Origin of the sequence: Sphingomonas sp. SORGH_AS_0438 (assembly GCF_031453475.1) — a bacterium.
Taxonomy (GTDB): Bacteria; Pseudomonadota; Alphaproteobacteria; order Sphingomonadales; family Sphingomonadaceae; genus Sphingomonas.
Genome location: NZ_JAVIZS010000001.1, coordinates 3,469,493 through 3,494,731, shown reverse-complemented (window position 1 = coordinate 3,494,731; position 25,239 = coordinate 3,469,493). Strand labels below are relative to the sequence as shown.

The following is a 25,239-nucleotide window of genomic DNA, read 5'->3' as shown; positions in this document are numbered from 1 at the left end:
CCGATGCACCTCGTCTTCCGCGAGAGCCACGGCCTGGAGGAGACCGCCACCCCGCGCGACCTGGCGCAGGACCCGGCGGCGCTGGTCGTGCTGTCCTTTTCCGACAGCGACCTGGGCGCGTTCGCCGCCGGCTGGCATGGCGCCGCCGGCGACGGCACGCCGCTGCCCGCGCTGCGCCTCGCCAATCTGGGCGATCTGGCGCATCCGCTGTCGGTCGACACCTATGTCGAGCGGACGCTGTCGGGCGCGAAGGCGATCCTGGTGCGGATGATCGGCGGCCCCGCCTGGTGGAGCTATGGCCTGCAACAGGTCGAGGCGCTGGCCCGCAACCGGGGCATCGCGCTGGCGATCGTCAGCGGCGACGGCCGGGCCGACCCGGCGCTGACCGAGCGATCCACCCTGCCCCCGGCGATTCTCGCGCGGCTGGCGGCGCTGTGCGACCAGGGCGGCGCGGCGGCGGCGCGGGCGGCCCTGGCGCTGCTGGCGGAAGCGGCGGGGCTGGCCGCGCCGGTCGCGGGGATGCCGGCGCCGCTCGCCCCGGTCGGCGGGTGGAGCGCGAGCCACGGCCTGGCCTGCCCCGCCGCCAGCCTCTGGGCCCATCGATGGACCAGCCCCCGGCCGCTGGTCCTCCTCACCTTCTACCGCTCCTATCTGCTGGCCGAGGATCTCGCGCCCATCGCCGCGCTGGAACGGGCGCTGACGGCGCGCGGCTTCGCGGTCGCGGCGCTGTTCGTGCCGTCGCTCAAGGCCGCGGAGGCGCGCGGCTGGCTGCGGCGCTGGGTGGCGGCGCTGGCTCCGGCGGCGATCGTCAACGCCACCGCCTTCGCCGCGCGCGACGACGATATGGGCAGCCCGCTCGACGGCGAAGCGCCCGTCTTCCAGATCGCGCTCGCCACCTCGGACCGCGCCGCCTGGGCGACCGCGTCGCGCGGATTGTCGCCGGCCGATCTGGCGATGCATGTCGTGCTGCCCGAGATCGACGGGCGGATCTTCGCCGGCGTCGCCAGCTTCAAACAGGCCGGCGCGCGCGACCCCGCGCTCCACTTCGCCCCCCGCGCGCACCAGCCCGAGCCCGAGCGGATCGCCGCCATCGCCGACCGCGTCGCCGGCTGGCACCGCCTCGCCGCCACCCCGGCGGAAGGGCGGCGGGTGGCGATCGTGCTTTCCACCTATCCGGGCAAAAGCTGGCAGATGGCGCACGCCGTCGGCCTCGACGCGATCGCCTCGGCCGAGGCGATGCTCGCCGACTGGACGGACGCGGGCTATGCCACTGGGCCTGGCGCACCGCTCGACCGGGCGCTGGCCGACGAGGTCATCGCCTGGCCGCTCGCGGACTATCACGCCGCGCTGGCGACCCTGCCCCAAACGCTTCGGGACGACCTGGCCGCGCGCTGGGGGGCGCCGGACGCCGATCCGGCGGTACGCGACGGCGCCTTCCATTTCGCCGCGACCCGGCGGGGCCACATATCGGTCGCGCTGCAACCCGAGCGCGGCACCGCCGACGACCGCGCCGCCGAGTATCACGACCTGTCGCTGGCCCCCCGCCACGCCTATGTCGCCTTCTATCTGTGGCTGCGCGCCCAGGGCCTCCACGCGCTGGTCCATGTCGGCGCGCACGGCACGCTGGAATGGCTGCCGGGCAAGGCGGTGGCGCTGTCGGGCGCCTGCTGGCCGGAGGCGCTGACCGGCCCCCTGCCGATCTTCTATCCCTTCATCGTCAACGATCCGGGCGAGGCGGCGCAGGCGCGGCGGCGGATCGGCGCGGTGACGCTCGGCCATCTGCCGCCCCGGCTGGAGACGGTGGGGACGGGCGCAGGCGCGGGATTGGGCCGGCTCGAATCGCTGCTCGACGAATATGCCACCGCCGACGGGCTCGACCCGGCGCGGCGCGACCGGTTGCAGGGTGCGATCGAGCAGGAGGCCGAGACGCTGGGCCTCGCCGCCGAACTCGGCCTCGCCCGCGCCGCCAGCCGGACGGAGGCGATGGCGCGGATCGATGCGTTCGTCTGCGACGTGAAGGACAGCCGCTTCGGCGAGGGCCTGCATGTCTATGGCCGGGATGCCTGTGCCGCGGCGGAGCGCGACGGGCTGCTCCGCGCGCTGGCGGGCCGGCGGATCGAGCCGGGCCCGGCCGGCTCGCCCTGGCGTGGCCGGCGCGACGTGCTGCCGACCGGGCGCAACCTCTACAGCGTCGATCCGCGCGCCATCCCCTCGCGCGCCGCCCATGCGCAGGGAGTGACGCTCGCCGACGAACTAGTCCGTCGCCATTTGCAGGAACAGGGCGACTATCCGCGCGCGCTGGTCGTCGACCTGTGGGGATCGGCGACGATGCGCACGGCGGGCGAGGAATTCGCGATGGCACTCCATCTGCTCGGCGTGGAGCCGGTCTGGGACGACGGGTCGGACCGGGTGACCGGGATCGCGGTGCGACCACTGATGGCGATGGACCGGCCGCGCATCGACGTGACGCTGCGCATCTCCGGCCTGTTCCGCGACACCTTCCCCAGCCTGTGCGCGCTGTTCGGCCAGGCGGTGCGCGCCCTCTGCGACCGTGACGAGCCGGCGGACTGGAACCCGTTCGTCGGGGGCGCGCCGGCGCCCCGCGTCTATGGCCCCGCCCCGGGCCGCTACGGCCTGGCGATGGGCGATTCCGTCGACGACTATGACGAAGCGGGCCGCACCCGCGCGGGCGAGGCGTGGCTCGCCGCCTCGCGCTACGCCTTCGACGCGCCGGACAGCGACGGGGTTGCCGATGCGCCCGGACTGGCGGCGCGGGTCGCGGCGGCCGATGGCTTCGTCCACTGCCACGACCTGCCCGAGACCGACCTGCTGCTCGCCGCCGACCATGCCGCGCATCAGGCCGGCTTCGCCGCCGCGCAACGCCTGACCGGCGGGTCGGCCGCGCTCTGGCATCTCGACACGCGCGATCCGACACGCCCCCGCGCCCGGCCGCTGGCGGAGGAGATCGCCCGCACCGTCCGCGCCCGCGCCGCCAATCCGCGCTGGGTGGCGGGGATGATGCGCCACGGCTTTCGCGGCGCGGCGGAACTGGCGGCGACGCTCGACCATCTGGGCAGCTTCGCGCATCTGGCGCGGGTCGTGCCGCCTGCGCTGATCGACCTCTATCACGACGCGACGCTGGGCCGCGACGACGTGCGCGCCTTCCTGGCGGAGGCGAACCCGGAGGCATTGCGCGCGATGGAGGCCCGGTTCGCCGCGCTCCACCGGTCCGGCCTGTGGCCGACACGGCGCAACGCCATCATCGCCTGGCTGGAGGACCGGGCATGACCGCGCGGGTCCGGGGCTGGTGCCCCGCCGCGTGGCGGCCGATGGCGGCGGGCGACGGGCTGCTGGTCCGCGTCCGGCCGGCGCTCGGCCGGCTGTCGGCGGCGCAGGCGCTGGGGCTGGCGGCGGCGGCGGCGCGCTTCGGCCGGGGGGCGATCGACCTGACCCGACGCGCCAATCTGCAACTGCGCGGCGTCGATGAGGCGAACTGGCGACCGCTGGTCGAGACCCTGGTCGCGCTGGGCCTGGTCGATCCCGATCCGGCGGTCGATGCGCAGGCGGGACTGACGGTCGCGCCCGACTGGCAGGCGGGCGACGACACGCATCGCATCGCCACAGAGTTGCTCGCATTGCGCGGCGACTGGCCGGCGCTTCCCGCCAAGTTCGGCTTCGCGGTCGATGCCGGGCGCGCCGGTCGGCTGAGCGACACGCCCGCCGACATCCGCATCGAACGGTCGGTGGAGGGTGGCCCGATGCTGCGCGCCGGCGGGCAGGCGACCGGCGTGGCGCTCGCCAGGGGCGAGGAAGCGGCGGCGGCGATCGATCTGGCGCGCTGGTTCCGCGACACCGGCGGCCAGGCCAGCGGGCGGATGGCGCGGCATCCGGTGCCGCTGCCCGGCTGGGCGCAGGGCGATGCCAGGCCCGCGCAGGGCGGCCCGCTCGCGGCGGGGCCGCATCCGCTGGGGGCGCTGTACGGCCTGCCCTTCGGCCGGATCGCGGCGGACGCGCTCACCGCCCTGGTCGACCGACCCGACGCATCCGCCGTGCGGCTGACCCCGTGGCGCCTGCTGCTGGTCGAGGACGCGGCGGCGGTGCCGGTGCCGGGCCTCGCCCTCGATCCCGCCGATCCGCTGCTCGCCGCCCATGCCTGTGTCGGCGCGCCCGCCTGTCCGCAGGCGAGCGTCGCGACTCGCGACCTCGCCCGCCGCCTCGCCCCCCATGTCGCGGGACTCCATGTCTCCGGCTGCGCCAAGGGCTGCGCGCGGAGTGGCCCCGCCCGGGTCGTGCTGACCGGGCGCGACGGCCGGTTCGACCTGGGGCTCGCCGCCCGCGCGGGCGATCCGCCCGTCGAGGCGGGGCTGGACGCCGCCACACTCCTCGCCCGTTTCGGAGCCTGTTGATGCCCCATTCCTACGAAACCGATGGTGCGGCGATCTATCGCCGGTCCTTCGCCATCATTCGCGCCGAGGCCGATCTCGCCCGCTTCTCGGCCGAAGAGGAGCCGGTGGCGGTGCGGATGATCCATGCCGCCGGGCTGGTCGATCTGGCCGCCCATATCCATTTCTCGCCCGGCTTCGCGGTGGCGGCGCGCGCGGCGCTGGCGGCGGGCGCGCCGATCCTGTGCGACGCGCGCATGGTGAGCGAGGGGATCACCCGCGCCCGCCTGCCCGCGGACAATGCGGTGATCTGCACGCTCCACGATCCCGGCGTGGCCGAACGGGCGGCGGCGATGCGCAATACCCGGTCGGCGGCGGCGCTGGAGGCGTGGCGGCCGCATCTGGCCGGCGCGGTGGTGGCGATCGGCAATGCGCCGACCGCGCTGTTCCACCTGCTCGACATGCTCGCCGATCCCGGCTGCCCCCGCCCCGCCGCGATCATCGGCTGTCCGGTCGGCTTTGTCGGCGCGGTCGAGTCGAAGGACGCGCTCTGGGCCGAGCGACCCGTCCCGTGCGCGATCGTCCGGGGGCGGCTGGGCGGCAGCGCGATCACCGTCGCCGCCGTCAACGCGCTGGCGAGCCGCGCCGAATGAGCTGCGGCACCATCCATGGCGTGGGCCTGGGCCCCGGCGCCGCCGACCTGATGAGCGTCCGCGCCGACCGGCTGGTGCGCGGCACCCGCCACATCGCCTATTTCCGGAAACGCGGGCGGCGCGGCCATGCCCGCACCATCGTCGGCGACATGCTGCGCGCCGATGCGGTCGAATATGCGATGGACTATCCGGTGACGACCGAGATTCCGGTCGACCATCCCGATTACAACGACCGGCTGTCGTCCTTCTACGCGCGCTGCACCGCGCATCTCGCCGCGCTGGCGCAGGGCGGCGAGGATGTGGTGGTGCTTTGCGAGGGCGACCCCTTCTTCTACGGATCGTTCATGCACCTCCACGCCCGGCTGCGGTCGCAGGTGCCGGTCGCGGTGGTGCCGGCGATCACCGGCATGTCGGGGGCCTGGACCGCCAGCGGTCAGCCGATCACTTGGGGTGACGACGTGCTGACCGTCGCCACCGCCACGCTGGCCGAGGCGGAGCTGACCCGCCGCATCCGCGACACCGACGCGCTGGTGGTGATGAAGATCGGCCGCCACCTGCCCAAGCTGCGCCGCGCGGTCGCGGCGGCGGGGCGGACCGGAGAGGCCTGGCTGGTCGAATATGCCGCCATGCCGGGCGAGCGCGTCCGCCCGCTGGCCGAGGCCGACGACACCGCCCCCTATTTCGCGATCCTGCTGATCCATGGCCGGGGGCGGCGGCCATGAGCGGCCGGCTCGCCATCGCCGGCCTGGGACCGGGCGGCGAGGCGCTGGTCACGCCCGAGGTGCAGGACGCGCTGGCGCAGGCGACCGACGTGATCGGCTATATCCCCTATGTCGCGCGCGTCGCGCCGCGACCCGGCCTGACCCTCCATGCCAGCGACAACCGGGTCGAGCGCGCGCGCGCCGAACAGGCGCTGGCGCTGGCGGCGGCGGGCGGGCGCGTGGTCGTCGTCTCGTCGGGCGATCCCGGCGTCTTCGCCATGGCGGCGGCGGTGTTCGAGGCGGTGGAGGCCGGCCCCGCCCCCTGGCGCGCGCTCGACATCCGCGTGCTGCCCGGCATCACCGCGATGCTCGCCGCCGCGGCGCGGGCGGGCGCGCCGCTGGGCCATGATTTCTGCGCGATCAACCTGTCGGACAATCTGAAACCCTGGTCGCTCGTCGCGCGCCGGGTGGCGCTGGCGGCGGCGGCGGATTTCGCCATCGCCTTCTACAACCCGCGCTCCAGGGCGCGGCCCGACGGTCTCGACCGGGCCCTGGCCATCCTGCGCGCCACCTGTGGCGACGATCGGCCGGTGCTGTTCGCCCGCGCCGTGACCACGGCGGACGAGGCATTGCGCATCGTGCCGCTGGATCAGGCGAGCGGCGACATGGCGGACATGCGGACGATGGTGATCGTCGGCTCCAGCCAGACTCGGATCGTCGAACGACCGGGCACCCCCTGGCTCTACACGCCCCGATCCGCATCATGATCCGCCAGCCAGTCGAACACCGCCGCCACGCTGTCCACGGCCGCGCGTTCAGGCAGCACGGGGCGGTCGATCATCAGCACCGGCACGCCCAGTTCGCGCGCGGCGACCAGCTTGGCCCGCGCGCCCGAGCCGCCGGCATTCTTGCAGACGATCCGCTGGATGCCATGCGCCGCGATCAGCGCGCGGTCGCCCGCCACGGTGAAGGGTCCGCGATCGACAACCAGGTGATGGTCGGGCAGCACCGGCCGTTCGGCCGGGGGATCGACGAAGCGGAGGACATAATGATGCTGCGGCTGCGTCGCGAAGGCTGCGACATGCATCCGCCCCAGGGCGAGCAGGACATGCTCCGCCGGCCCGGCGAGCGCCGCGACCGCACCCGGAATGTCGGCCACATGGCGCCAGCGGTCGCCGGCCTCCGCCTGCCAGGGCGGGCGGGTCAGCGCCACCAGCGGCACGCCGATGCGCGCGGCGGCGGCGACCGCATGGGCGCTGATCTGCGCGGCGAAGGGATGGGTGGCGTCGACCAGATGCGTGACGCCCGCCGCCGCCATCCACTCGGCCAGCCCCGCCGCGCCGCCGAACCCGCCGATGCGTACCGGCACGGCTTGCGCGGCCGGATTGGCGGTGCGCCCGGCATAGCTGAGCGTCGCGGGCAGCCCGCGCGCGGCACAGGCGGTGGCCAGCGCGCTCGCCTCGGTCGTGCCGCCCAGGATCAGGAGATGCGGCATGGTTGAAGCGGGTCCGTGGCTGACGATCATCGGGATCGGCGAGGATGGACCGGCGGGCCTGAGCGACGCAAGCCGCATCGCGCTGGAACAGGCGGAGATTCTGATCGGCGCCTCCCGCCACCTCGCGCTGGTGCCGGACCGGATCGCGGCCCGGCGCATCGCCTGGCCGGTGCCCTTCGCCCTCGATCCGCTGCTCGCCGAGCGGGGCCGGCGGGTGGTGATGCTCGCCTCGGGCGACCCCTTCTGGTTCGGCGCGGGCAGCCTGGTCGCCGAGCGGCTGGCCCCGGGCGAATGGACAGCGCACCCCGCCCCCTCCAGCTTCGCGCTCGCCGCCGCGCGCCTGGGCTGGCCGATCGAGCGCTGCCAGTGCCTGGGGCTGCACGCCGCGCCGCTCGACCGGTTGCGACCGCTGCTGGCACGGGGCGTCCGCGCGATCCTGCTGCTGCGCGACGGGGCGGCGGTCGGCGCGCTGGCCGAGTATCTGCGCGTGCGGGGCTTCGCCGCCTCCACCCTCCATGTGCTGGAGGCACTGGGCGGCCCGGCCGAGCGCGTCCGCCGCTTCGGTGCCGCCGACACCCTGCCGGGCGATATCCGCCATCCGGTCGCGGTCGCGCTGGAGGTGGCGGGCACGGGCGACACCCTGGCCTGCGTCGCCGGGATCGACGACGGCTGGTTCGCGCATGACGGGCAGATCAGCAAGCGGCCGATGCGCGCGCTGGCCCTGTCCGCGCTCGCGCCCCGGCCGGGCGAGCATCTGTGGGACATCGGCGCCGGCTCGGGCGCGATCGGCATCGAATGGCTGCTGGCGCACCCGCACAACCGCGCCACCGGCTTCGAGCGCGATCCGGTCCGGGCGGCGCGGGCCGCCGACAATGCGCGGCGGCTGGGCGTCGACCGGCTGGCGATCGTCACCGGCAGCGCCCCCGACTGCCTGTTCGACCGGCCGCCGCCCGATGCCGTGTTCGTCGGCGGCGGCCTGTCCGCGCCACTGCTCGCGATGCTGGCGACCGCGATGCCCGCCGGCACCCGCATCGTTGCCCATGCGGTGACGCTGGAGTCGGAGATGCTGCTCGCCGAATGGCACGAGCGGCGCGGCGGCACGCTGCTGCGGATCGAGCTGGCCGAGGCGCGGCCGCTGGGATCGCGACGCGGCTGGCGCGCCAGCTATCCGGTGGTGCAATGGAGCGCGGTGCTGTGATCGTCGCCGGCTTTGGCGGCCGCGCCGCCGCGACCGCCGCCGCCTATGCCGATGCGCTCGCCGGCGCCTGGGGCGGTGGACGGATCGATGCCCTCGCCGCGCCGGCGGATCGCTGCGCCGCGCTCGCGCCGCTGGCCGCGACGCTCGGCCTGCCGCTGCTCGCGCTGTCGCCCGAGATGCTGGAAGGCCGCGCCACCCCGACCCGCTCCGCGATCAGCCTCGCCCGGCGCGGCACCGGCAGCGTCGCCGAGGCCGCCGCGCTCGCCGGCGCCGGGCCGGGCGCGCGCCTGCTCCGTCCCCGCCACATCGCCACCGACCGCACCGCCACGTGCGCCATCGCCCAGAGAACCCAGTCATGACCGTCCATTTCATCGGCGCCGGCCCCGGCGCGCCCGACCTCCTCACCTTGCGCGGCCGCGACCGGATCGCCGCCTCGCCCGTCTGCCTCTATGCCGGGTCGCTGGTGCCCGCCGCCCTGCTCGATCATTGCCCGCCGGGCGCGCGGATCGTGAACACCGCGCCCTTGTCGCTGGACGCCATCATCGCCGAGATGGTCGCCGCGCATGAAGCGGGGCTGGACGTGGCGCGGCTCCATTCGGGCGACCTGTCGATCTGGTCGGCGATGGGCGAGCAATTGCGAGCGCTGCGTGGACTCGGCATCCCCGTGACGGTCACCCCCGGCGTCCCCGCCTTCGCCGCCGCCGCCGCCGCGCTGGAGGCGGAGCTGACCCTGCCCGGCGTGGCGCAGTCCCTGGTGCTGACCCGCACCCCCGGCCGCGCCAGCGCCATGCCGCCGGCCGAAACCCTGGCCGCCTTCGCCGCGACGGGGGCGACGCTGGCGATCCATCTGTCGATCCACAATCTGGCCGGCGTCGTCGCCGATCTGCAGCCGCTGTACGGCGCGGATTGCCCGGTCGCGATCGTCTGGCGGGCAAGCTGGCCGGAGGAGCGGATCGTCTGCGCCACGCTCGCCACCATCGAACAGGCGGCGGCGGACGGGCCGGAGCGGACCGCGCTGATCCTGGTCGGGCGCGTGCTGGACACGACCGACTTCGCCGCCAGCCGCCTCTATGACGCCGGCTATGACCGCCGCTTCCGCAGCGTGGAGGCGCAGGCATGACCTGTCCCGGCCTGGTGATCGCCGCCCCCGCCTCGGGCACCGGCAAGACGACGGTGATGCTCGGGCTGCTCCGGGCGCTGCGCGACGACGGCGTCGCGGTGCAGCCGTTCAAATGCGGGCCCGACTATATCGACCCCGCCTTCCACCGGATCGCCTGCGGCCGGGAATCCTATAATCTCGACAGCTGGGCGATGCCGGGCGCGCTGCTCGACACGCTGGCCAATGTCGACGACCAGGCGACCCTGGCGCTGGCGGAGGGGTCGATGGGCCTGTTCGACGGCGTCGCCGCGCGCGGCGCGACCGGGCATGGGGCCAGCGCCGACATCACCATGCGGATGGGCTGGCCGGTGGTGCTGGTGATCGACGTGTCGGGCCAGGCGCAATCCGCCGCCGCCACCGCCTTCGGCTTCGCCGGCTTCGACCCCGCCGTGCCGGTGGCGGGCGTGATCCTGAACCGCGTCGCCAGCCCGCGTCACGAGCGGCTGGTGCGCCGGGGCATGGAGGCGGCCGGCCTGCGCGTGTTCGGCAGCCTGCCGCGCCGGCCCGACCTGACCCTGCCCGAACGCCATCTGGGGCTGGTCCAGGCGACCGAGCATCCGGCGCTGGACGCGCATATCGATGCGTGCGCGGCGCTGATCCGAATGCATGTCGACCTCGCCGCGCTGCGCGAGGCCGCCGCCGTCACCGCCGTCCGCCCGACCGGCCTGGCGACCGCCGCCCCGCCCCCGGCGCAGCGCATCGCCCTGGCGCGCGACGCGGCGTTCAGTTTCACCTATCCGCATCTGGTGCGCGACTGGCATGGCGCGGGGGCGGAGATCCGGCCCTTCTCGCCGCTCGCCGACGAAGCGCCGGACGGGGATGCCGAGATGGTCTGGCTGCCCGGCGGCTATCCCGAGCTTCATGCCGGCCGTCTCGCCGCCGCCGACCGGTTCCGCGACGGGCTGCACCGCCATGTCGCGCGCGGCGGCGCGGTGCATGGCGAATGCGGGGGCTATATGGCGCTGGGCGAGGCGCTGGTCGACGCGCACGGGGTGTCGCATCGCATGGCCGGGTTGCTCGGCCTGGTCACCAGCCACCAGCAGCGGCGGATGCATCTCGGCTATCGCAGCGCGGTGCTGGCGCATCCGGTCGGCGCGATCCCGGCGGACACCGTGCTGACCGGCCATGAATTCCATTATTGTACCATCCAGGCGCAACCCGATGCGCCACTCGCCATCGTCACCGATGCCGAAGGGGCGGTGGTGCCGGAGACGGGATCGCGGCGCGGCGCGGTGACCGGCAGCTTCTTCCACCTGATCCGGGCCGAGGCATGAGCGGGGACGGGCCACGGATCGCGCTCAGCCTGATCGGCATCGGCACCGGCAATCCCGACCACCTGACCCGCGCGGGCGAGGCGGCGATGCGCGATGCTGACCTGATCCTGCTGCCCGCCAAGCGGGCCGAGACGGTCGAGCTGCTCGACCTGCGCCGGGCGCTGTGCGGGTCGGTGGCGACCGGTGCGCGCATCGTCGCCTTCGACCTGCCGGAGCGCGGCCGCGACGGCCCCTATCTGGCGGCGGTCGACGACTGGCACGATGCGATCGCCGCCGCCTGGGCGCACGCGATCGCCGAGCATCTGCCGGACGGCGGGCGGCTGGCGCTGCTCGTCTGGGGCGATCCGTCGCTCTACGACAGCAGCCTGCGCATTGCGGCGCGGCTGACCGCCGGGGCGATGCGGATGACGGTGCGCGTCGTGCCTGGCATCACCGCGCTCCAGGCGCTGACCGCCGCCCATGCGATCCCGCTCAACACCCTTGGCGCACCGGTGCTGGTGACGACCGGCCGGCGGCTGATCGCGGACGGATGGCCGGCGGGGGTCGATACGGTCGCGGTGATGCTCGATGCCGGCGCCGCGTTCCGCACCGTCGATCCGGCGGGGGTGCGGATCTGGTGGGGGGCCTATCTGGGCATGGCGCAGGAAGCGCTCGCCGCCGGGCCGCTCGCCAGCTTGCGCGACACCATCCCGTCCCTTCGCGCCGAGCTGCGCGCGCGACATGGCTGGATCATGGACAGCTATCTGCTGCGGCGGGGGACGGCGGACTGAGCCCCGAAGTTGCGCCGCGCGACTATCGCGGGCGCAACGCTTGCAGGCGCCAGCGGCCCTGGCGCGACAGGACGACGCTGGTCAGCGGCGCGACATCGATCGCCAGCGTCGCCGCCACCGGCACATCGAGCGCCACCGCGATCGCGGCGCGGATCACCGCGGCATGGGTGATCGCCAGCACGCGCCCCTCCAGACCGGCGAGCCATGGCCTGACCCGCGCTGCCACCGCCGCCATCGACTCGCCCCCCGGCGGCGCGGCGGCGGGCGCGGCGAACCAGCCGGTCAGCGCCTCCGGATCGATCGCGTCGAAGCCGCATCCCGTCCACGCGCCATGGTCGCGATCCGCCAGCGCATCCACCGCCTCGGCGGACAGGTCGAGCAGCGCCGCCGTCTCCCGCGCCGCGCCATCGGGCGCCGTCACGACCCGCTCGGGCCGGGGCCCCTCCAGCCGCAACCCACGCGCCTTGGCGATGCCGCCCGCATCCAGCGGATCGGCCGGATCGGGAAAGCCGGGGCAACGGCGCGCGGCGGTCGCGGCGGCGCAGAGCAGGACGAGCCGGATCGACATGATGCCCCCGCCTCTGCTCGGTTGACGCGCCCGCCGCAAGCCGGCAGAGCATGGGCCATCGGAGCCGGGCGGGAAGCCGGTGGGAATCCGGCGCGGTCGCGCCACTGTGATCGTCGGGCCCGGGCCCGGCGCGAGTCAGACCCCGCCCGGCGCCTTCACCCAAACCGGGCGCGCCATCCCGGCAGGAGCTTCGTGACCATGACCGGCACCACCGCCGCCATCCCGGCATCCCGTCCCATCCCCCGCCCCATTCCGCTCGCCGAAATCGCCCCCTGGGCGGTGTTCGCCGCGCTGGTGGCGGTGGTCCTGCTCTATTTCGTCAGCACCGAACAGGGCGCGTTCGCGCTGTTCAAGGGGATGATGGTGCACGAATATGTGCATGACGGCCGGCACCTGCTCGGCTTCCCCTGCCACTGACGCCTGCGGCCGGGCGCCCCCCGGCCATCTGACATTCGAGCGGGAGGGTCTTCGATGACTCCATCTCTCCTCTGGCGGGGTATGCTCGCCGGACTGGTCGGGGCGTTCGTCGCCGCCACCGTCGCGCTGCTGTTCGCCGAACCGTCGATCGACGCCGCCATCGCCTTCGAGGCCGCGCGCTCCGCCCATCATATGGGCGGCGAGGAGGTCGAACTGGTCAGCCGCGCGACCCAGAAGACCTATGGCCTCTATACCGCCATGCTGGTCTATGGCGCGGCCCTGGGCGGCGTGTTCGCCATCCTGTTCGCCGGGATGCAGGGCCGGGTCGGCCGGGCCAGCCCGCGCGGGCTGGCGCTGCTGCTGGGTCTCGCCGGCTTCGTCGCGATCGGGCTGGTGCCGGCCCTGGTCTATCCGCCCAATCCGCCGGCGGTCGGGCTGCACGAGACGGTGCGGCTGCGCACCGCCGCCTGTTTCGCGCTGATCGCCTGGTCGCTGGTCGCCGCCGCCGGGTCGCTGATCCTGTGGCAGCGGCTCGCCGCGCGGCTGACCGCGCCCGACCGGTTGCTGGCGGCCGGCGCGCTCTATGCGCTGCTGATCGCGCTGGCGGCCTGGCTGCTGCCGCATATCGACGAGGTCCCCGCCGGCTTCCCGGCCAGCCTGCTCTGGCGCTTCCGCCTCGCCTCGCTGGCGGTGCAGGGGGTGTTCTGGCTGGCGATGGCGGACTTGTTCGGCCGCAGCGCCGAGCGGCTGTTGCAGGCCCGACCGGCATGACCGACGACACCGCCCGCAACGACCTGCACCGGGCCAAGATGCAGCGCATCCAGGCCGCGCGCCGCGACATGATGGAGAGCCGCACCGGCGAGAAGGGCCTGCTGATCGTCCATACCGGCCCCGGCAAGGGCAAGTCGACCGCCGCCTTCGGCATGGCGGTGCGCGCCATGGGCCATGGGATGAAGGTCGGCATCGTCCAGTTCGTCAAGGGCGCGATGGCGACCGGCGAGCGCGCGATCTTCGACGCCTTTCCCGACCTGGTCAGCTTCCGCCCGATGGGCGAGGGCTTCACCTGGGACACGCAGGACCGCGCCCGCGACATCGCTACCGCGCGCACCGCCTGGGACGAAGTCGTCCGGCTGATTGCCGATCCGGACATCGCGCTGGTGGTCGCGGACGAACTGAACATCGTGCTGCGCTACGACTATCTGCCGCTGGACGAGGTGCTGGCGGTGCTGACCGCGCGTGCCCCCATGAAACATGTCGTCGTCACCGGCCGCAACGCGCCCCCCGCCCTGATCGAGGCCGCCGACCTGGTCACCGAGATGACTGCGGTGAAGCATCCGTTCCGCGGCGGTATCAAGGCGCAGCAAGGAATCGAATTCTGATGGACATCCTGCCCGTCGCCGACGGCCCCGCCGTCATCGCGTGCAACGCCTGCCGCTTCTCGAAGGACGATCGCGAGGATGGCGCCGGCCGGCGCGGCGGCGCGATGCTGGCCGCGGAACTGACCCGGCTCCAGGCCGAGGACCCCGCCTATGCCGGCGTCGCCGTCCACGCCATGCCCTGCCTGTTCGCCTGTACGGAGTTCTGCACCGTGCATCTGCGGGCGGAGGGCAAGGTCGGCTATATCCTGGGTCGGTTCACCCCGGACGAGGCGGCGGCGCGCGCGATCCTCGACTATGCCGCCCGCTATGCCGACAGCGCGGCGGGCCAGGTGCCCTATCGCGACTGGCCGGAGGGGGTGAAGGGCCATTTCATCGCCCGCACGCCGCCCGCCGGGGCGCTGGTCGCATGATCCGCTTCGACACGCCGGCCGCCTTCGCCGCCGCGCTCGCCGACCTGCCCGGACCGGACGACCGGGCCGTCGCCGCCGCGCGGGATCGGCAGGCGCAGCTCACCAAGCCCGCCGGGTCGCTCGGCCGGCTGGAGGAGATCGCGCTGTTCCTGGCCGGGTGGCAGGGCCATGACCGGCCCCGGCTGGACCGTGGCCGGGTCGCGATCTTCGCGGGCAATCACGGCATCGCCGCGCGCGGCGTCAGCGCCTTCCCGCCGGAAGTCACCGCACAGATGGTCGGCAATTTCGACGCCGGCGGCGCCGCGATCAACGCGCTGGCGCGTGCCGCCGGGCTGGAGCTGCGCGTCGTCGCGATCGACCTCGACCGCCCGACCGGCGACATCGCGGAGACGGTCGCCATGAGCGAGGCCGAATGCCTCGATGCGCTCAACCTGGGCGCCGCCTCGGTGGAGGCGGGACTGGACCTGATCCTGCCGGGCGAGATGGGGATCGGCAATTCCACCCCCGCCGCCGCGCTCTGCGCCGCCAGCTTCGGCGGCAATGCCGGCGACTGGGCGGGTCCGGGCACCGGCGTGGTAGGCGAGGCCCTCGCCGCCAAGCGCGCGCTGATCGACCGGGCGCTCGACCTGCACCGGGGCGACTGCGTCTCGGCGTTCGAGGGTTTGCGCCGGCTGGGCGGGCGCGAGATCGCGGCGATGGCCGGCGCGATGCTGGCGGCGCGCCATGCGCGCGTGCCGGTGCTGCTCGATGGCTTCATCGCGAGCGCCGCGCTCGCCCCGCTCGCCCGCTGGCAACCGCGCATCGTCGACCATTGCCTGGCCGGTCATGTCTCCGCCGAGCCGGGGCACCAGCGGCTGCTCCGCCATCTGGGGCTGGAGCCGCTGCTGGCGCTCGGCCTTCGGCTGGGCGAGGGCAGCGGCGCGGCGGTGGCGGCGGGGATCGTCCGCGCCGCGCTCGCCGCGCATAACGAGATGGCGACCTTCGCCGAGGCGGGCGTCGCGAGCGAATGAGCGGGCCGGTGCGCGTGCATCTGCTTCGCCACGGCGCGCCGGACCAGCCCGGCCGGCTGCTGGGGCGCACCGATGCGGGCGTCACGGCGGCGGGGATCGCGGCGTGCCGGATGGCGGCGCTGGAGGTCGGCGACGTCGCGCTGTACAGTTCGGACCTGGTGCGCGCCCTCGACTGCGCCCGCGCGATCGGCGGGGCGCGTCCGGTCGCGATCGATCCGCGCTGGCGCGAGCTGGATTTCGGTGCCTGGGACGGACGCCTGCCCGGCGCTTGCGACCGCGAAGCCCTGGATCGGTTCCATGCCGATCCGGACGCCTGCCCGCCGCCGGGCGGCGAGCGCTGGTCCGCCTTGTGCCAGCGGGTAGGCGCGGCGCTGGCCGATCTGACCCGGGCGGGGGACGCGGCGCTGGTCGTCACCCATGGCGGCACGATGCGCGCGGCGCTGGCGGTGGGATGCGGCCTCGACGCGCACCAGGTCTGGGCGTTCGACCTGCCCTATGCGGCGCGACTGTCGCTCGACCTGTGGCCGGGCATGGCGCGGGATGCACCGCCGATGGCGCGGATCGTCGGGCTGGCGGCGTGAGGATGCAGCATGGGGATAGCTCTGGCTCCGATCCTTTGATTAGGCCCTCGCCACTATGGACCCTCCACCCCGGCGGAGGCCGGGGTCCAGTTACGGAGCGATCGTGACCCCTTGCCAGCGTCCCCCAACTGGACCCCGGCCTTCGCCGGGGTGGGACAGGAGGCGATACCGGGCAGGCGTCTTGCCTGTGCGGCCCGATCGATGACGCCCCTGTGGCTGGCGATCGGCTTCTGCACGCGACTGCCGGTGCCGCGCGTCGCGGCGGATGCGGGGGCACGGGCGGCGGCGGTGCGCTGGTTTCCGGTCGCGGGGCTGCTGGTCGGGCTGGCGGTCGCGGGCGGCGCGGTGCTGGGCGCGCGGGTCGATCCGTGGCTGGGCGCGCTCGCGGCGCTCGTGCTGTGGACCGGCCTGACCGGGGCGCTGCATCTCGACGGGCTGGCCGACCTGGCCGATGGGCTGGGCGCGGCGCATGGCGATCGGACGCGATTGCTGGCGGTGATGGCCGATCCGCATATCGGCAGCTTCGGCACCGTGGCGATCCAGCTGCAACTGCTCGCCAAGCTGGTGCTGCTCCATGCGCTGGGCCCTACAGCATGGCCGGCGCTGATCCTGGTGCCGGTGGCGGCGCGATGCGGGCCGCTGGCCTGGGCGCGCTGGCTGCCGCCGTTGAAGCCGGGGCTGGGCGCGGGCATTTCGGCCGGCGTGCGCAGGCGCGATCTGGTGGGCTGGGGGCTGGTGCTGCTCGGCTTCGGGGTGGTGCGGCCGGGCCTGCTCGCCGCGCCGCTGCTGATCCCGCTCTGGGGGCTCTATCTGAAACGGCGGATCGGCGGCGTCACCGGCGACGCGCATGGCGCGGGGATCGAGACGGTCGAGACGCTGCTGCTCCTCGCGCTGGTCATCGCGGCGTAGCGGTCCGCGACAGGGCGACCAGCGCGTCGAGATCGACATGCCGCTCCAGCGTCGCGGCGATCGCGTCCAGCGCCGCATCGATCGCGGCGCGATGATCCGGCCCCTGCGCCGACACGCCCAGCCGCGCCAGCCACGCCGCGCGTTGCGCCGCCAGGCCGAACAGGCCGTGGACATAGCTGCCGCTGACCAGCCCGTCGGCGCTGACCGCCCCCTCCGCCCGGCCGTCCGCCATTCGGGTGAGCGGCCGTGCGCCGTCCGGCCCCTCGGTGCGGCCGAGATGGATCTCATAGCCCGTGAACGCCGCGCCCAGCGCCGTGCCCGTGACCTGCGCCAGCCGCTTGTCGCCGCCCAGCACCGTATCGACCGCCAGCAGTCCCAGCCCCGATGCGGTGCCCGGCGGTCCCTCCAACCCCAGCGGATCGGCGACGCTCCGCCCCAGCATCTGGTATCCGCCGCAGAGCCCCAGCACCGGCCGACCCGCGCGGTGATGCGCGCGGATATCGATGTCCCAACCCTGTTCGCGCAGGAAGGCGAGGTCGGCGATCGTCGCCTTCGACCCCGGCAGCACGATCAGCGCCGCGTCGCGCGGGATCGGCCGCCCCGGCGGCACCATCACCAGTTCCACGCCCGGCTCCAGCCGCAGCGGATCGAGATCGTCGAAATTGGCGATATGCCGGGTGATCGGGCAGGCGATCACCACCCGCTCGCCGGCCATGGGGCCGGGCCGTTGCAGCACCACCGCATCCTCGCTCGGCAGGCGGTGCGCCTCCGCCAGCCAGGGCACGACGCCATAGCCGCGCCAGCCCGTCCGCTCCGCGATCGCGCGATAGCCGTCCGCGAACAGCGCCGGGTCGCCCCGGAACTTGTTGACCAGGAAGCCGTGGATCATCGCCGCGTCCGCCGGGTCGATCACCGCGCGCGTGCCGACCAGCGACGCGATCACCCCGCCCCGGTCGATATCGCCGACCAGCAGCACCGGCACGCCGGCCGCGCGCGCAAAGCCCATATTGGCGATGTCGCCGCCGCGCAGGTTGATCTCGGCCGGCGATCCCGCCCCCTCGACCATGACGATGTCGCTGTCGGCCGCCAGCCGGCGATAGCTGGCGAGCACCTCGTCCAGCAGCCCCTCGCGCCCCTCGCGCCAGCGTGCCGCCGCCAATATCCCGCGCACCCGCCCGCGCACCACCAGTTGCGAGGTACGGTCGCCCTGGGGCTTGAGCAGCACCGGGTTCATGTCGACGCTGGGGGCGACGCGCGCCGCCATCGCCTGCGTCGCCTGGGCGCGGCCGATCTCGCCGCCATCCGCGGTGACGGCTGCGTTGTTCGACATGTTCTGCGGCTTGAACGGGCGGACCCGCAGGCCGCGATTGGCGAGCGCGCGGCACAGGCCCGCGACCAGCACCGACTTGCCGACATCGGAGCCAGTGCCCTGGATCATCACAGCCGCCATGCGATCCCCCCTGCCACGATCCACAAGGCCACGCACGCGCGGCGATAGAGCCACAGGGCCCGCCGCACGTCGCGCGCGGTCAGTTCGGCACGGCCGGCGCCGATCCACGGCTTGTCCATCACCACGCCGTCATAGGCGACCGGGCCGGCGAGCCGCAGGTCGAGCGCCCCCGCCATCGCCGCCTCGGTCCAGCCGGCATTGGGCGAGGCGTGGCGGCGGGCATCGCGTCGCATCGTCCGCCAGCCGCCGCCGCCGCACAGAGCGATCAGCGCCCCCGCCAGCCGCGCCGGCACCCAATTGGCGACATCGTCCAGCCGCGCCGCCGCCCAGCCGAACGCCCGCCAGCGCGGCTCGTAATGGCCGATCAGGCTGTCGGCGGTGTTGACGCCCTTATAGGCCCACAGCCCCGGCAGCCCGCCGAGCAGCAGCCAGAAGAGCGGCGCGGCGACGCCGTCGCAAAAGCTTTCCGCCAGGCTCTCGATCGCGGCGCGGGCGACGCCGGCCGCGTCGAGCGCGGCGACGTCGCGCCCGACGATCCGGCCCACCGCGATGCGCGCCGCTGCCAGGTCGCCCGCCTCCAGCGCGGCGGCGACGGGGCGGACATGATCGTCCAGGCTGCGCTGCGCCAGCCCCGGCACCGCGAGCAGCGCCACGCCGATCCAGCCGACCATGTGCAACGCCAGCGTCTGCGCGATCCAGCCGCCGCCGGCACCGGTCGCGACGACCAGCGCGATGGTCGCGACCCCGCCCGCACGCCGCCGCGCCTCGGATCGTTCCGCCCGGTTCCAGCGCCGCTCGCATCCCTGGATCAGCCGGGCGAAGCCGCCGACCGGATGGCCGATCCGCGCATAGAGCCAGGCCGGCCAGCCGAGCGCCGCCTCCCCCACCAGCGCGGCGAGCGCGACCGGTTCAGCCATCGGCCAGCACCGCCGCCAGCCGATCCCAGGCCGCCGCCCCGCCCGGCAGGCCGAAGCGCAGCCGCCGCGCATCCTCGGCAAAGGGGCGAGTGAGGATGCCGGCCCGCGCCAGCCGGTCGAACAGCGCGGGCGCCCGGTCGCTCTCGACCAGCCGGAACAAGGGGCAGTCGCCGATCGGCTCCAGATCGTGGCGGCGCAACAGCGCATCGAGCCGCGCGCCGGCCGCCTCCAGTCGCGCGACGGTCATGGCCGGCCAGTGGCGGTCGCGATAGGCGGCGGTGCCGATCGCGATCGCGGCGGCGGAGACGGGCCAGCTTCCCATCCTGGCCGCCAGCGCCGCGACATAGCGATCCGCCCCCAGCACGAAGCCGAGCCGCAGCCCCGCCAGCCCGTAGAACTTGCCGAAGGAGCGCAGCACCAGCACCGGGTCGTCGGCGCGCAGGGACGGCAGCAGGCTGGTCCCCGGCACGGCATCGGCGAACGCCTCGTCGACGATCAGCAGCCCGCCCTTCGCCGCCAGCCGCGTGGCGACCGACCGCAGCCGCTCGGGGGGCAGGCGGCGGCCATCGGGATTGTTGGGATTGGCGAGCAGCAGCGTGCCGCCGGCCGCCGCCGCCGCCTCCAGCGCATCGGCCGCGACCATGCGCGCGCCGGGCAGCGCCGCGCCATGCCCGCGATAGCCGGGGCCGATGATCGTGTAGGGGCGCGGCAGGTCGAGCCCGGCCAGCGCATGAAGCGCCGCCTCGCTGCCCGGCACCGCCGCGACCGGCAGATGCGCCGCGCCGAAGGCGGTGGCGGCGGCGGTCTCCAACGCCCGCCGCGCCGCGTCGCTTGGCAGGGCGCGCCAGTCGATCGGCACGGATGCCGCATCCCAGGCAAAGGGATTGAGGCCCGTCGACAGGTCGATCCATGGGCGCGGCGCATCCGGGTAACGCTGCGCCGCCACGTCCAGCCGGCCACCGTGAAAGGTCAGGTCGTGCAAGCGTAAGGCTCCGGTCGAAAGACCGCATGGGCGGGCGCCGGGTCGCTATCCGACCGTAGCGAAGAAATGACCGCCACATGCCACTCCGTCACCACCCCGGCGAAGGCCGGGGTCCAGTTGGGAGACGATTCGAGGAATGTACCACCGTCCCCCAACTGGATCCCGGCCTTCGCCGGGATGGGTCTGCTGAATGTTGCGGTGCTCTCCACGCCGCTGGGGTGACGCATGATCTTACGCGATACCGTTTCCCGAACCCCTCAGACCGTCAGCCCCTGCAACAGCTTGGGCAATTGCCCCGTCTCACCGCGCGCCTCGGCCATGAAGCGGTTCTTGAGCGGGCGGATCGAATCGACCGCCGAGATGCCGAAGCGGCGGATCGCGCTCGCCGTCTCGCCCCGGATGCCGAACAGGCGGGTCAGGATGTCGGTCGCGCCCGCCACCGCCAGCGTGTCGAGCCCGCGCCACCGGCCATAGCGGGCGAGCAGCTGCGCGTCGCTCAGGTCCAGGCCCAGCCGCTTGCCCTCGACCAGCACCTCGGTCAGCGCCGCGACGTCGCGCAGGCCGAGATTGAGCCCCTGCCCGGCGATCGGATGGATGCCGTGCGCCGCATCGCCGACCAGCACCAGCCGGTCCGCGACGATCGTCGCCGCATGGTGGAAGCCGAGCGGATAGGCCCCGCGCGGCGACGGTGCCGACAGCCGGCCCAGGAAGCCGCCCATCCGCGCCTCCGCCTCCGCCAGGAAGCCGCGATCGGAGAGCTTCATCAGCCCCGGCCCATGCTCCGCCGCGACCGACCAGACGATCGCCGAGCGATGGCCGATCGCGTCGTCGGGCAGCGGCAGCAGCGCGAACGGGCCGGCCGGATAGAAGATCTCGTAGGCCACATCCTCGTGGCTCCGCTCGTGATGGAACGCGCCGACGATCGCGCTATGATCATAGCGCCACTGCGCGATGCGGATGCCCGCAGCCGCGCGGGTCGGCGAGTTGCGCCCCTCCGCCGCGATCAACAGGGGCGCGCGCACCGTCGTGCCGTCGTCCAGCGTCGCGACGACGCCCGCCGCCGTCCGCTCGGTGGAGACGGCGCGCGTCTTCATCCGAAGGTCGATGCCGACCGCCGCCGTCGCCGCGTCGAACAGCGCGCGGCGGATCAGCTTGTTCTCGTACATGGTGCCGAGCGCGCCGTCATCGGCATCGGGGATGAAGTCGAGCTTGCCAGGCTTCAGCCCGTCGCTGACGCGGATGTGGCGGATCGCGCAGCCCTGGCCCGCCAGCGTCGCGCCGATGCCGATCGCGTCGAGCATCCGCCCGCTGGCGCTGGCGATGGCGGAGGCGCGGCCGTCGAAGCCGGGGGCCAGTGTCACCGCCGGGTCGGCCGGGTCGATCACCGTCGCGGTCAGGCCGTGCGCATCGAGCGCCAGCGCCAGCGTCGCACCGACCAGGCCGCCGCCCAGGATGATGACGTCGCTGCTCGCGTCGCGGGGGGCCCGGTCAGGGGAAGAGCCTTGGTTCGCGCTGTTTTCCATCCGTCCGTCCTAGTCCTGTCGTCCGCCGCTGCCAACGGGCGGCCGGCTTGACGACACAAACGCGAAAGCCGATGACTCGGCCCGCAGATTTTCGCGAAATTTCGGGGTAGTTGGGATGGCGAGCCAAGCGCAGCCGGTCTTGTGGCGGGAGACGGTGAAGGCGGGCGCGGTGCGCTCGGGCGCGCTGATCACCGCGGTGGCGGTCTTCGCCGCGACGACGATGCTGGCGCTGGCGCTGGCGAGCTATCATGCCAGCGATCCGGCGATCAACACCGCCTCGGGCGGCGCGCCGATCAACCTGCTGGGCTATCCGGGCGCCTGGGTGTCGGACCTGTTGCTGACCGCCTTCGGGCCGGCGGTGGCGCTGCTGCTGCCGGTCGGGCCGATCATCGGATCGCGGCTGTGGCGCGACCGGCCGGTCGGCCAATGGGGCCGGATGCTGCGCGGCGCGACGATCGGGGCGGCGCTGATGGCCTGCGCGCTCGCCTTCGTCTCCGATTCGGCGGTGATGGCGCTGCCGGCCGGCTGGGGCGGGGTGGTCGGCCTGGGCGTTGCGGGGGCGGTGCATTCGCTGCTGGGGCTGACGCAGAATCCGCCGGTCGAACTCTGGGGCGCGCGCGGCGTCGGCGTGGTGCTGGCGCTGATCGGCGTGGTGATCTGGGCGCGCAGCCTGGAGCTGGACCGGGGCGAGCGGCGCTGGCGGCTGCGCCGGCCGCGCCTGCGCATCGCCGGTGGCACCGATACCGCGCTGGACGATGCGGATGACGGCGACGACGATGGCTATGCGGACGAGGAGGACGAGGTCCAGGCCCCGCCGTCGCGCCGGATGGGCGCGCCCCGGCCCGCCGTGGAGGAGACCGAGCCCCGCCCCGCCCCCGTCATCGCCGACCGCCAGGTCGCGCCCGTCGTCGCCCCGGCGCGGCGGCAGGGCGCGGAGCAGCGCGACGATTACACGCTCCCCGGGCTCGACCTGCTGATCCCCGCCCCGCCGTCCAATACGGGCGCGATCGACAAGGCGGCGCTGGAGCGCAATGCCCGGCTGCTGGAGACGGTGCTCGACGACTTCCATGTGAAGGGCAACATCATCGAGGTGCGGCCCGGCCCGGTCGTGACCATGTACGAACTGGAGCCGGCCCCCGGCATCAAGGCCAGCCGCGTCATCGCGCTGGCCGACGATATCGCCCGCAACATGAGCGCCATCTCCGCCCGCGTCGCGGTCATCCCCGGCCGCAACGTCATCGGCATCGAGCTGCCCAACGCCAAGCGCGAGGCGGTGTCGTTCCACGAACTGGTCGGCAGCCAGACCTTCGAGGACCAGAGCGCGCAGCTGCCGATCATCCTGGGCAAGAACATCGCCGGCGATCCGGTCATCACCGATCTCGCGCCGATGCCGCACCTGCTGGTCGCGGGCACCACCGGCTCGGGCAAGTCGGTGGGCCTGAACTGCATGATCCTGTCGCTGCTCTACCGCCTGACGCCCAGCCAGTGCCGGATGATCATGATCGATCCGAAGATGCTGGAACTCAGCATGTACGACGACATCCCGCACCTATTGTCGCCAGTCGTCACCGACCCGGCCAAGGCGGTGCGCGCGCTGAAATGGGCGGTGGAGACGATGGAGGACCGCTACCGGCAGATGTCCTCGGTCGGCGTGCGCAGCCTGGCGGGCTTCAACGAGAAGGTCCGCGCCGCCAAGGCCAAGGGCCAGCCGCTCGGCCGCCGCGTCCAGACCGGCTATCATCCCGACACCGGCGCGCCGGTCTATGAGGAGGAGAAGCTGGAGTTCGACGTGCTGCCGCAGATCGTGGTGATCGTCGACGAGCTGGCCGACCTGATGATGACCGCCGGCAAGGAGGTCGAGTTCCTGATCCAGCGGCTGGCGCAGAAGGCGCGCGCCGCCGGCATCCACCTGATCATGGCGACGCAGCGTCCCTCGGTCGACGTCATCACCGGCGTCATCAAGGCGAACCTGCCGACGCGCATTTCCTTCCACGTCACCAGCAAGATCGATTCGCGCACCATCCTGGGCGAACAGGGCGCGGAGCAGCTGCTGGGACGCGGCGACATGCTCTACATGCCCGGCGGCAAGGGCATCGTGCGCGTCCACGGCCCCTTCACCTCGGACGACGAGGTGCGGCTGGTCGCCGACCATTGGCGCTCGCAGGGCCAGCCCGACTATATCTCCTCGGTCACCGAGGAGCCGGCGGAGAGCTTCGCGCTGGACGGCGCGCCGACCGGCGAGGATTCGGCCGAGGACCAGCAATATCGCGCCGCGATCCAGTTGGTCTGCGAGTCGCAGAAGGCGTCGACCTCCTGGCTGCAGCGCCAGTTGCGGATCGGCTACAACTCGGCGGCGCGGCTGATCGAGCGGATGGAGAAGGACGGCATCGTCGGCCGCCCCGACCATGTCGGCCGGCGCGAGGTACTGCGCGATGCCGAAGGCCACGCGATCTGAACCGATGCGGGGGTGCGGCGTTACGCGCCCATGCCCCCGCACCCTGCGCTAGTCGCCCTTTGCAAGGCCTCGCAAAAACCTCGACATCACCCAAGACACCGCACCATCCCGGCGAAGGCCGGGATCCAGTTAGGGGACGCTTGCGAGTCGATTGAAGCGATCCGTGACTGGACCCCGGCCTCCGCCGGGGTGGAGGACGGGGGGCGTGGCTCGTCCATTTTTTGCAGAGGTCCTGCCGAGGCCAGGGTGGAAAGACGTGACGAATGCGGACCACGGGTCGCCTCCGATCTCCGCAATGGATTCACGACCCGTTCAAGCCGGTGGGGCGATGGCGCTTCGCCAAGGAGATGACGATGATCCGTTCCGCCCTGTCCGCCCCCGCCGCCGCGGTCGCCGCCGCCATGATGGTCGCGGTCGCGCCGGCCCCGGTGCTCGCCCAGGCGAACGACCTGGCCTCGGTGCAGCGCTATCTGCGCGGCGTCACCACAATGACCGCCGACTTCACCCAGACCGACCGCGCCGGCAAGGTGCTGACCGGTACGCTGATCTGGAAGCAGCCGGGCAATATCCGCTTCCAATATCAGAAGGGCGTGCCGCTGCTGATCGTGGCGGAGGGCGGCGCCCTGACCTTCATCGACTATTCGGTGCGGCAGGTGCAGCGCTGGCCGATCCGCAACTCGCCGCTCGGCGTGCTGCTCGATCCCAGCCGCGACCTGTCGCAATTCGCCCGCGTGGTGCCGGGCGACGACCGGCTCCTGTCGGTCGAGGCGCGTGATCCCAAGCATCCCGAATATGGCCGGATCACGATGGTCTTCGCGCGCGACCCGGCCGCCCCGGCGGGACTGACGCTCCAGGGCTGGGTCGCGCTCGACAGCCAGAACAACCGCACCACCGTGCGTCTTTCGAATCAGCGGTACGGCGCGCCGGTCGCCGCCAACGCGTTTCGCTGGAACGATCCGCGCCGGACCAACCGGTGATTTATCGGAACAATAATCCTTTTGCGGTG

At 73.7% G+C, this 25,239-nt stretch carries 25 protein-coding genes and 1 riboswitch; of the genes, 19 read left to right on the top strand and 6 right to left on the bottom strand.

Features of this window, described 5'->3' with window-relative positions:
- Positions 1 to 3 precede the first annotated feature (3 nt).
- From cobN to cobJ, 5 genes are read left to right on the top strand one after another with little or no spacing between them, the layout of a single operon-like run.
- Complete coding sequence (gene cobN, locus QE452_RS16455) at positions 4 to 3,288, top strand: cobaltochelatase subunit CobN (protein ID WP_309659210.1); 3,285 nt, start codon at positions 4 to 6, stop codon at positions 3,286 to 3,288.
- Positions 3,285 to 4,406 (top strand): cobalamin biosynthesis protein CobG, encoded by a 1,122-nt coding sequence (locus tag QE452_RS16450; protein WP_309659211.1) that lies wholly within the window; start codon positions 3,285 to 3,287, stop codon positions 4,404 to 4,406. Before cobN ends, QE452_RS16450 begins: the two co-directional genes overlap by 4 nt.
- Positions 4,406 to 5,035: a precorrin-8X methylmutase gene (locus QE452_RS16445; protein WP_309659212.1), complete on the top strand. Its 630-nt coding sequence runs from the start codon at positions 4,406 to 4,408 to the stop codon at positions 5,033 to 5,035. Before QE452_RS16450 ends, QE452_RS16445 begins: the two co-directional genes overlap by 1 nt.
- Entirely contained in the window at positions 5,032 to 5,757 is a 726-nt protein-coding gene (cobI, locus tag QE452_RS16440; protein WP_309659213.1) for a precorrin-2 C(20)-methyltransferase, read from the top strand. Before QE452_RS16445 ends, cobI begins: the two co-directional genes overlap by 4 nt.
- A complete protein-coding gene (gene cobJ, locus QE452_RS16435; protein ID WP_309659214.1) occupies positions 5,754 to 6,503 on the top strand; it encodes a precorrin-3B C(17)-methyltransferase in 750 nt (249 codons plus the stop codon). Before cobI ends, cobJ begins: the two co-directional genes overlap by 4 nt.
- On the opposite strand, the gene QE452_RS16430 is transcribed toward cobJ, so the two are convergent.
- A complete protein-coding gene (locus tag QE452_RS16430) occupies positions 6,479 to 7,231 on the bottom strand; it encodes a cobalt-precorrin-6A reductase (protein ID WP_309659215.1) in 753 nt (250 codons plus the stop codon). The two genes, cobJ and QE452_RS16430, sit on opposite strands and share 25 nt — an antisense overlap.
- Between QE452_RS16430 and cbiE the strand changes: the two genes are divergently transcribed.
- The 5 genes from cbiE to cobF are packed head-to-tail and all read left to right on the top strand — an operon-like array spanning position 7,230 to position 11,632.
- The gene (gene cbiE, locus QE452_RS16425) at positions 7,230 to 8,429 is read left to right on the top strand and encodes a precorrin-6y C5,15-methyltransferase (decarboxylating) subunit CbiE (RefSeq protein ID WP_309659216.1); all 1,200 of its coding nucleotides are present in this window, start codon (positions 7,230 to 7,232) and stop codon (positions 8,427 to 8,429) included. The two genes, QE452_RS16430 and cbiE, sit on opposite strands and share 2 nt — an antisense overlap.
- Entirely contained in the window at positions 8,426 to 8,788 is a 363-nt protein-coding gene (locus QE452_RS16420; RefSeq protein ID WP_309730396.1) for a cobalamin biosynthesis protein, read from the top strand. The genes cbiE and QE452_RS16420 overlap by 4 nt, the downstream gene beginning before the upstream one ends.
- Positions 8,785 to 9,549: a precorrin-4 C(11)-methyltransferase gene (cobM, locus tag QE452_RS16415; protein WP_309659218.1), complete on the top strand. Its 765-nt coding sequence runs from the start codon at positions 8,785 to 8,787 to the stop codon at positions 9,547 to 9,549. The genes QE452_RS16420 and cobM overlap by 4 nt, the downstream gene beginning before the upstream one ends.
- Positions 9,546 to 10,862 carry a cobyrinate a,c-diamide synthase gene (locus QE452_RS16410; protein WP_309659219.1) on the top strand — a complete coding sequence of 439 codons (1,317 nt, stop codon included), beginning with the start codon at positions 9,546 to 9,548 and terminating at the stop codon, positions 10,860 to 10,862. The genes cobM and QE452_RS16410 overlap by 4 nt, the downstream gene beginning before the upstream one ends.
- Positions 10,859 to 11,632, top strand: a complete 774-nt coding sequence (gene cobF / locus QE452_RS16405; RefSeq protein ID WP_309659220.1) for a precorrin-6A synthase (deacetylating) — start codon at positions 10,859 to 10,861, stop codon at positions 11,630 to 11,632. The genes QE452_RS16410 and cobF overlap by 4 nt, the downstream gene beginning before the upstream one ends.
- 22 nt (positions 11,633 to 11,654) lie before the next feature.
- Here the strand turns inward: cobF and QE452_RS16400 are convergent, their stop codons facing one another.
- On the bottom strand, positions 11,655 to 12,200 hold the full coding sequence (locus tag QE452_RS16400; protein WP_309659221.1) for a histidine phosphatase family protein: 546 nt from the start codon (positions 12,198 to 12,200) through the stop codon (positions 11,655 to 11,657).
- Between the two features lie 70 nt (positions 12,201 to 12,270).
- Positions 12,271 to 12,342, top strand: a riboswitch (cobalamin riboswitch).
- A gap of 56 nt (positions 12,343 to 12,398) precedes the next feature.
- On the opposite strand from QE452_RS16400, the gene QE452_RS16395 reads away from it, so the two are divergent.
- The 7 genes from QE452_RS16395 to cobS all read left to right on the top strand — a co-directional run bounded on the left by QE452_RS16395 (position 12,399) and on the right by cobS (position 16,906).
- Complete coding sequence (locus tag QE452_RS16395) at positions 12,399 to 12,617, top strand: CbtB-domain containing protein (protein ID WP_309659222.1); 219 nt, start codon at positions 12,399 to 12,401, stop codon at positions 12,615 to 12,617.
- A gap of 54 nt (positions 12,618 to 12,671) precedes the next feature.
- Positions 12,672 to 13,388 (top strand): CbtA family protein, encoded by a 717-nt coding sequence (locus QE452_RS16390; RefSeq protein WP_309659223.1) that lies wholly within the window; start codon positions 12,672 to 12,674, stop codon positions 13,386 to 13,388.
- Positions 13,385 to 13,996, top strand: a complete 612-nt coding sequence (gene cobO, locus QE452_RS16385) for a cob(I)yrinic acid a,c-diamide adenosyltransferase (RefSeq protein ID WP_309659224.1) — start codon at positions 13,385 to 13,387, stop codon at positions 13,994 to 13,996. Before QE452_RS16390 ends, cobO begins: the two co-directional genes overlap by 4 nt.
- Positions 13,996 to 14,406, top strand: coding sequence for a DUF1636 domain-containing protein (locus QE452_RS16380; RefSeq protein WP_309659225.1), 411 nt, complete (start codon positions 13,996 to 13,998; stop codon positions 14,404 to 14,406). Before cobO ends, QE452_RS16380 begins: the two co-directional genes overlap by 1 nt.
- Positions 14,403 to 15,416 carry a nicotinate-nucleotide--dimethylbenzimidazole phosphoribosyltransferase gene (cobT, locus tag QE452_RS16375; protein ID WP_309659226.1) on the top strand — a complete coding sequence of 338 codons (1,014 nt, stop codon included), beginning with the start codon at positions 14,403 to 14,405 and terminating at the stop codon, positions 15,414 to 15,416. The genes QE452_RS16380 and cobT overlap by 4 nt, the downstream gene beginning before the upstream one ends.
- Positions 15,413 to 15,997: a histidine phosphatase family protein gene (locus tag QE452_RS16370; RefSeq protein WP_309659227.1), complete on the top strand. Its 585-nt coding sequence runs from the start codon at positions 15,413 to 15,415 to the stop codon at positions 15,995 to 15,997. Before cobT ends, QE452_RS16370 begins: the two co-directional genes overlap by 4 nt.
- A gap of 201 nt (positions 15,998 to 16,198) precedes the next feature.
- Positions 16,199 to 16,906 (top strand): adenosylcobinamide-GDP ribazoletransferase, encoded by a 708-nt coding sequence (cobS, locus tag QE452_RS16365; protein WP_309659228.1) that lies wholly within the window; start codon positions 16,199 to 16,201, stop codon positions 16,904 to 16,906.
- Here cobS and QE452_RS16360 read toward each other — a convergent pair.
- From QE452_RS16360 to QE452_RS16345, 4 genes are all read right to left on the bottom strand, one after another.
- A complete protein-coding gene (locus QE452_RS16360) occupies positions 16,893 to 18,356 on the bottom strand; it encodes a cobyric acid synthase (protein WP_309659229.1) in 1,464 nt (487 codons plus the stop codon). The genes cobS and QE452_RS16360 overlap by 14 nt on opposite strands.
- Entirely contained in the window at positions 18,344 to 19,273 is a 930-nt protein-coding gene (gene cbiB, locus QE452_RS16355) for an adenosylcobinamide-phosphate synthase CbiB (RefSeq protein ID WP_309659230.1), read from the bottom strand. Before cbiB ends, QE452_RS16360 begins: the two co-directional genes overlap by 13 nt.
- Positions 19,266 to 20,255, bottom strand: coding sequence for an aminotransferase class I/II-fold pyridoxal phosphate-dependent enzyme (locus tag QE452_RS16350; protein ID WP_309659231.1), 990 nt, complete (start codon positions 20,253 to 20,255; stop codon positions 19,266 to 19,268). The genes cbiB and QE452_RS16350 overlap by 8 nt, the downstream gene beginning before the upstream one ends.
- Positions 20,256 to 20,512: 257 nt before the next feature.
- Positions 20,513 to 21,778, bottom strand: a complete 1,266-nt coding sequence (locus tag QE452_RS16345) for a UbiH/UbiF/VisC/COQ6 family ubiquinone biosynthesis hydroxylase (protein ID WP_309659232.1) — start codon at positions 21,776 to 21,778, stop codon at positions 20,513 to 20,515.
- Positions 21,779 to 21,893: 115 nt separating this feature from the next.
- Between QE452_RS16345 and QE452_RS16340 the strand changes: the two genes are divergently transcribed.
- A complete protein-coding gene (locus QE452_RS16340) occupies positions 21,894 to 24,233 on the top strand; it encodes a DNA translocase FtsK 4TM domain-containing protein (RefSeq protein ID WP_309659233.1) in 2,340 nt (779 codons plus the stop codon).
- 353 nt (positions 24,234 to 24,586) lie between these two features.
- On the top strand, positions 24,587 to 25,210 hold the full coding sequence (locus tag QE452_RS16335) for an outer membrane lipoprotein carrier protein LolA (RefSeq protein ID WP_309659234.1): 624 nt from the start codon (positions 24,587 to 24,589) through the stop codon (positions 25,208 to 25,210).
- Positions 25,211 to 25,239: the final 29 nt, after the last annotated feature.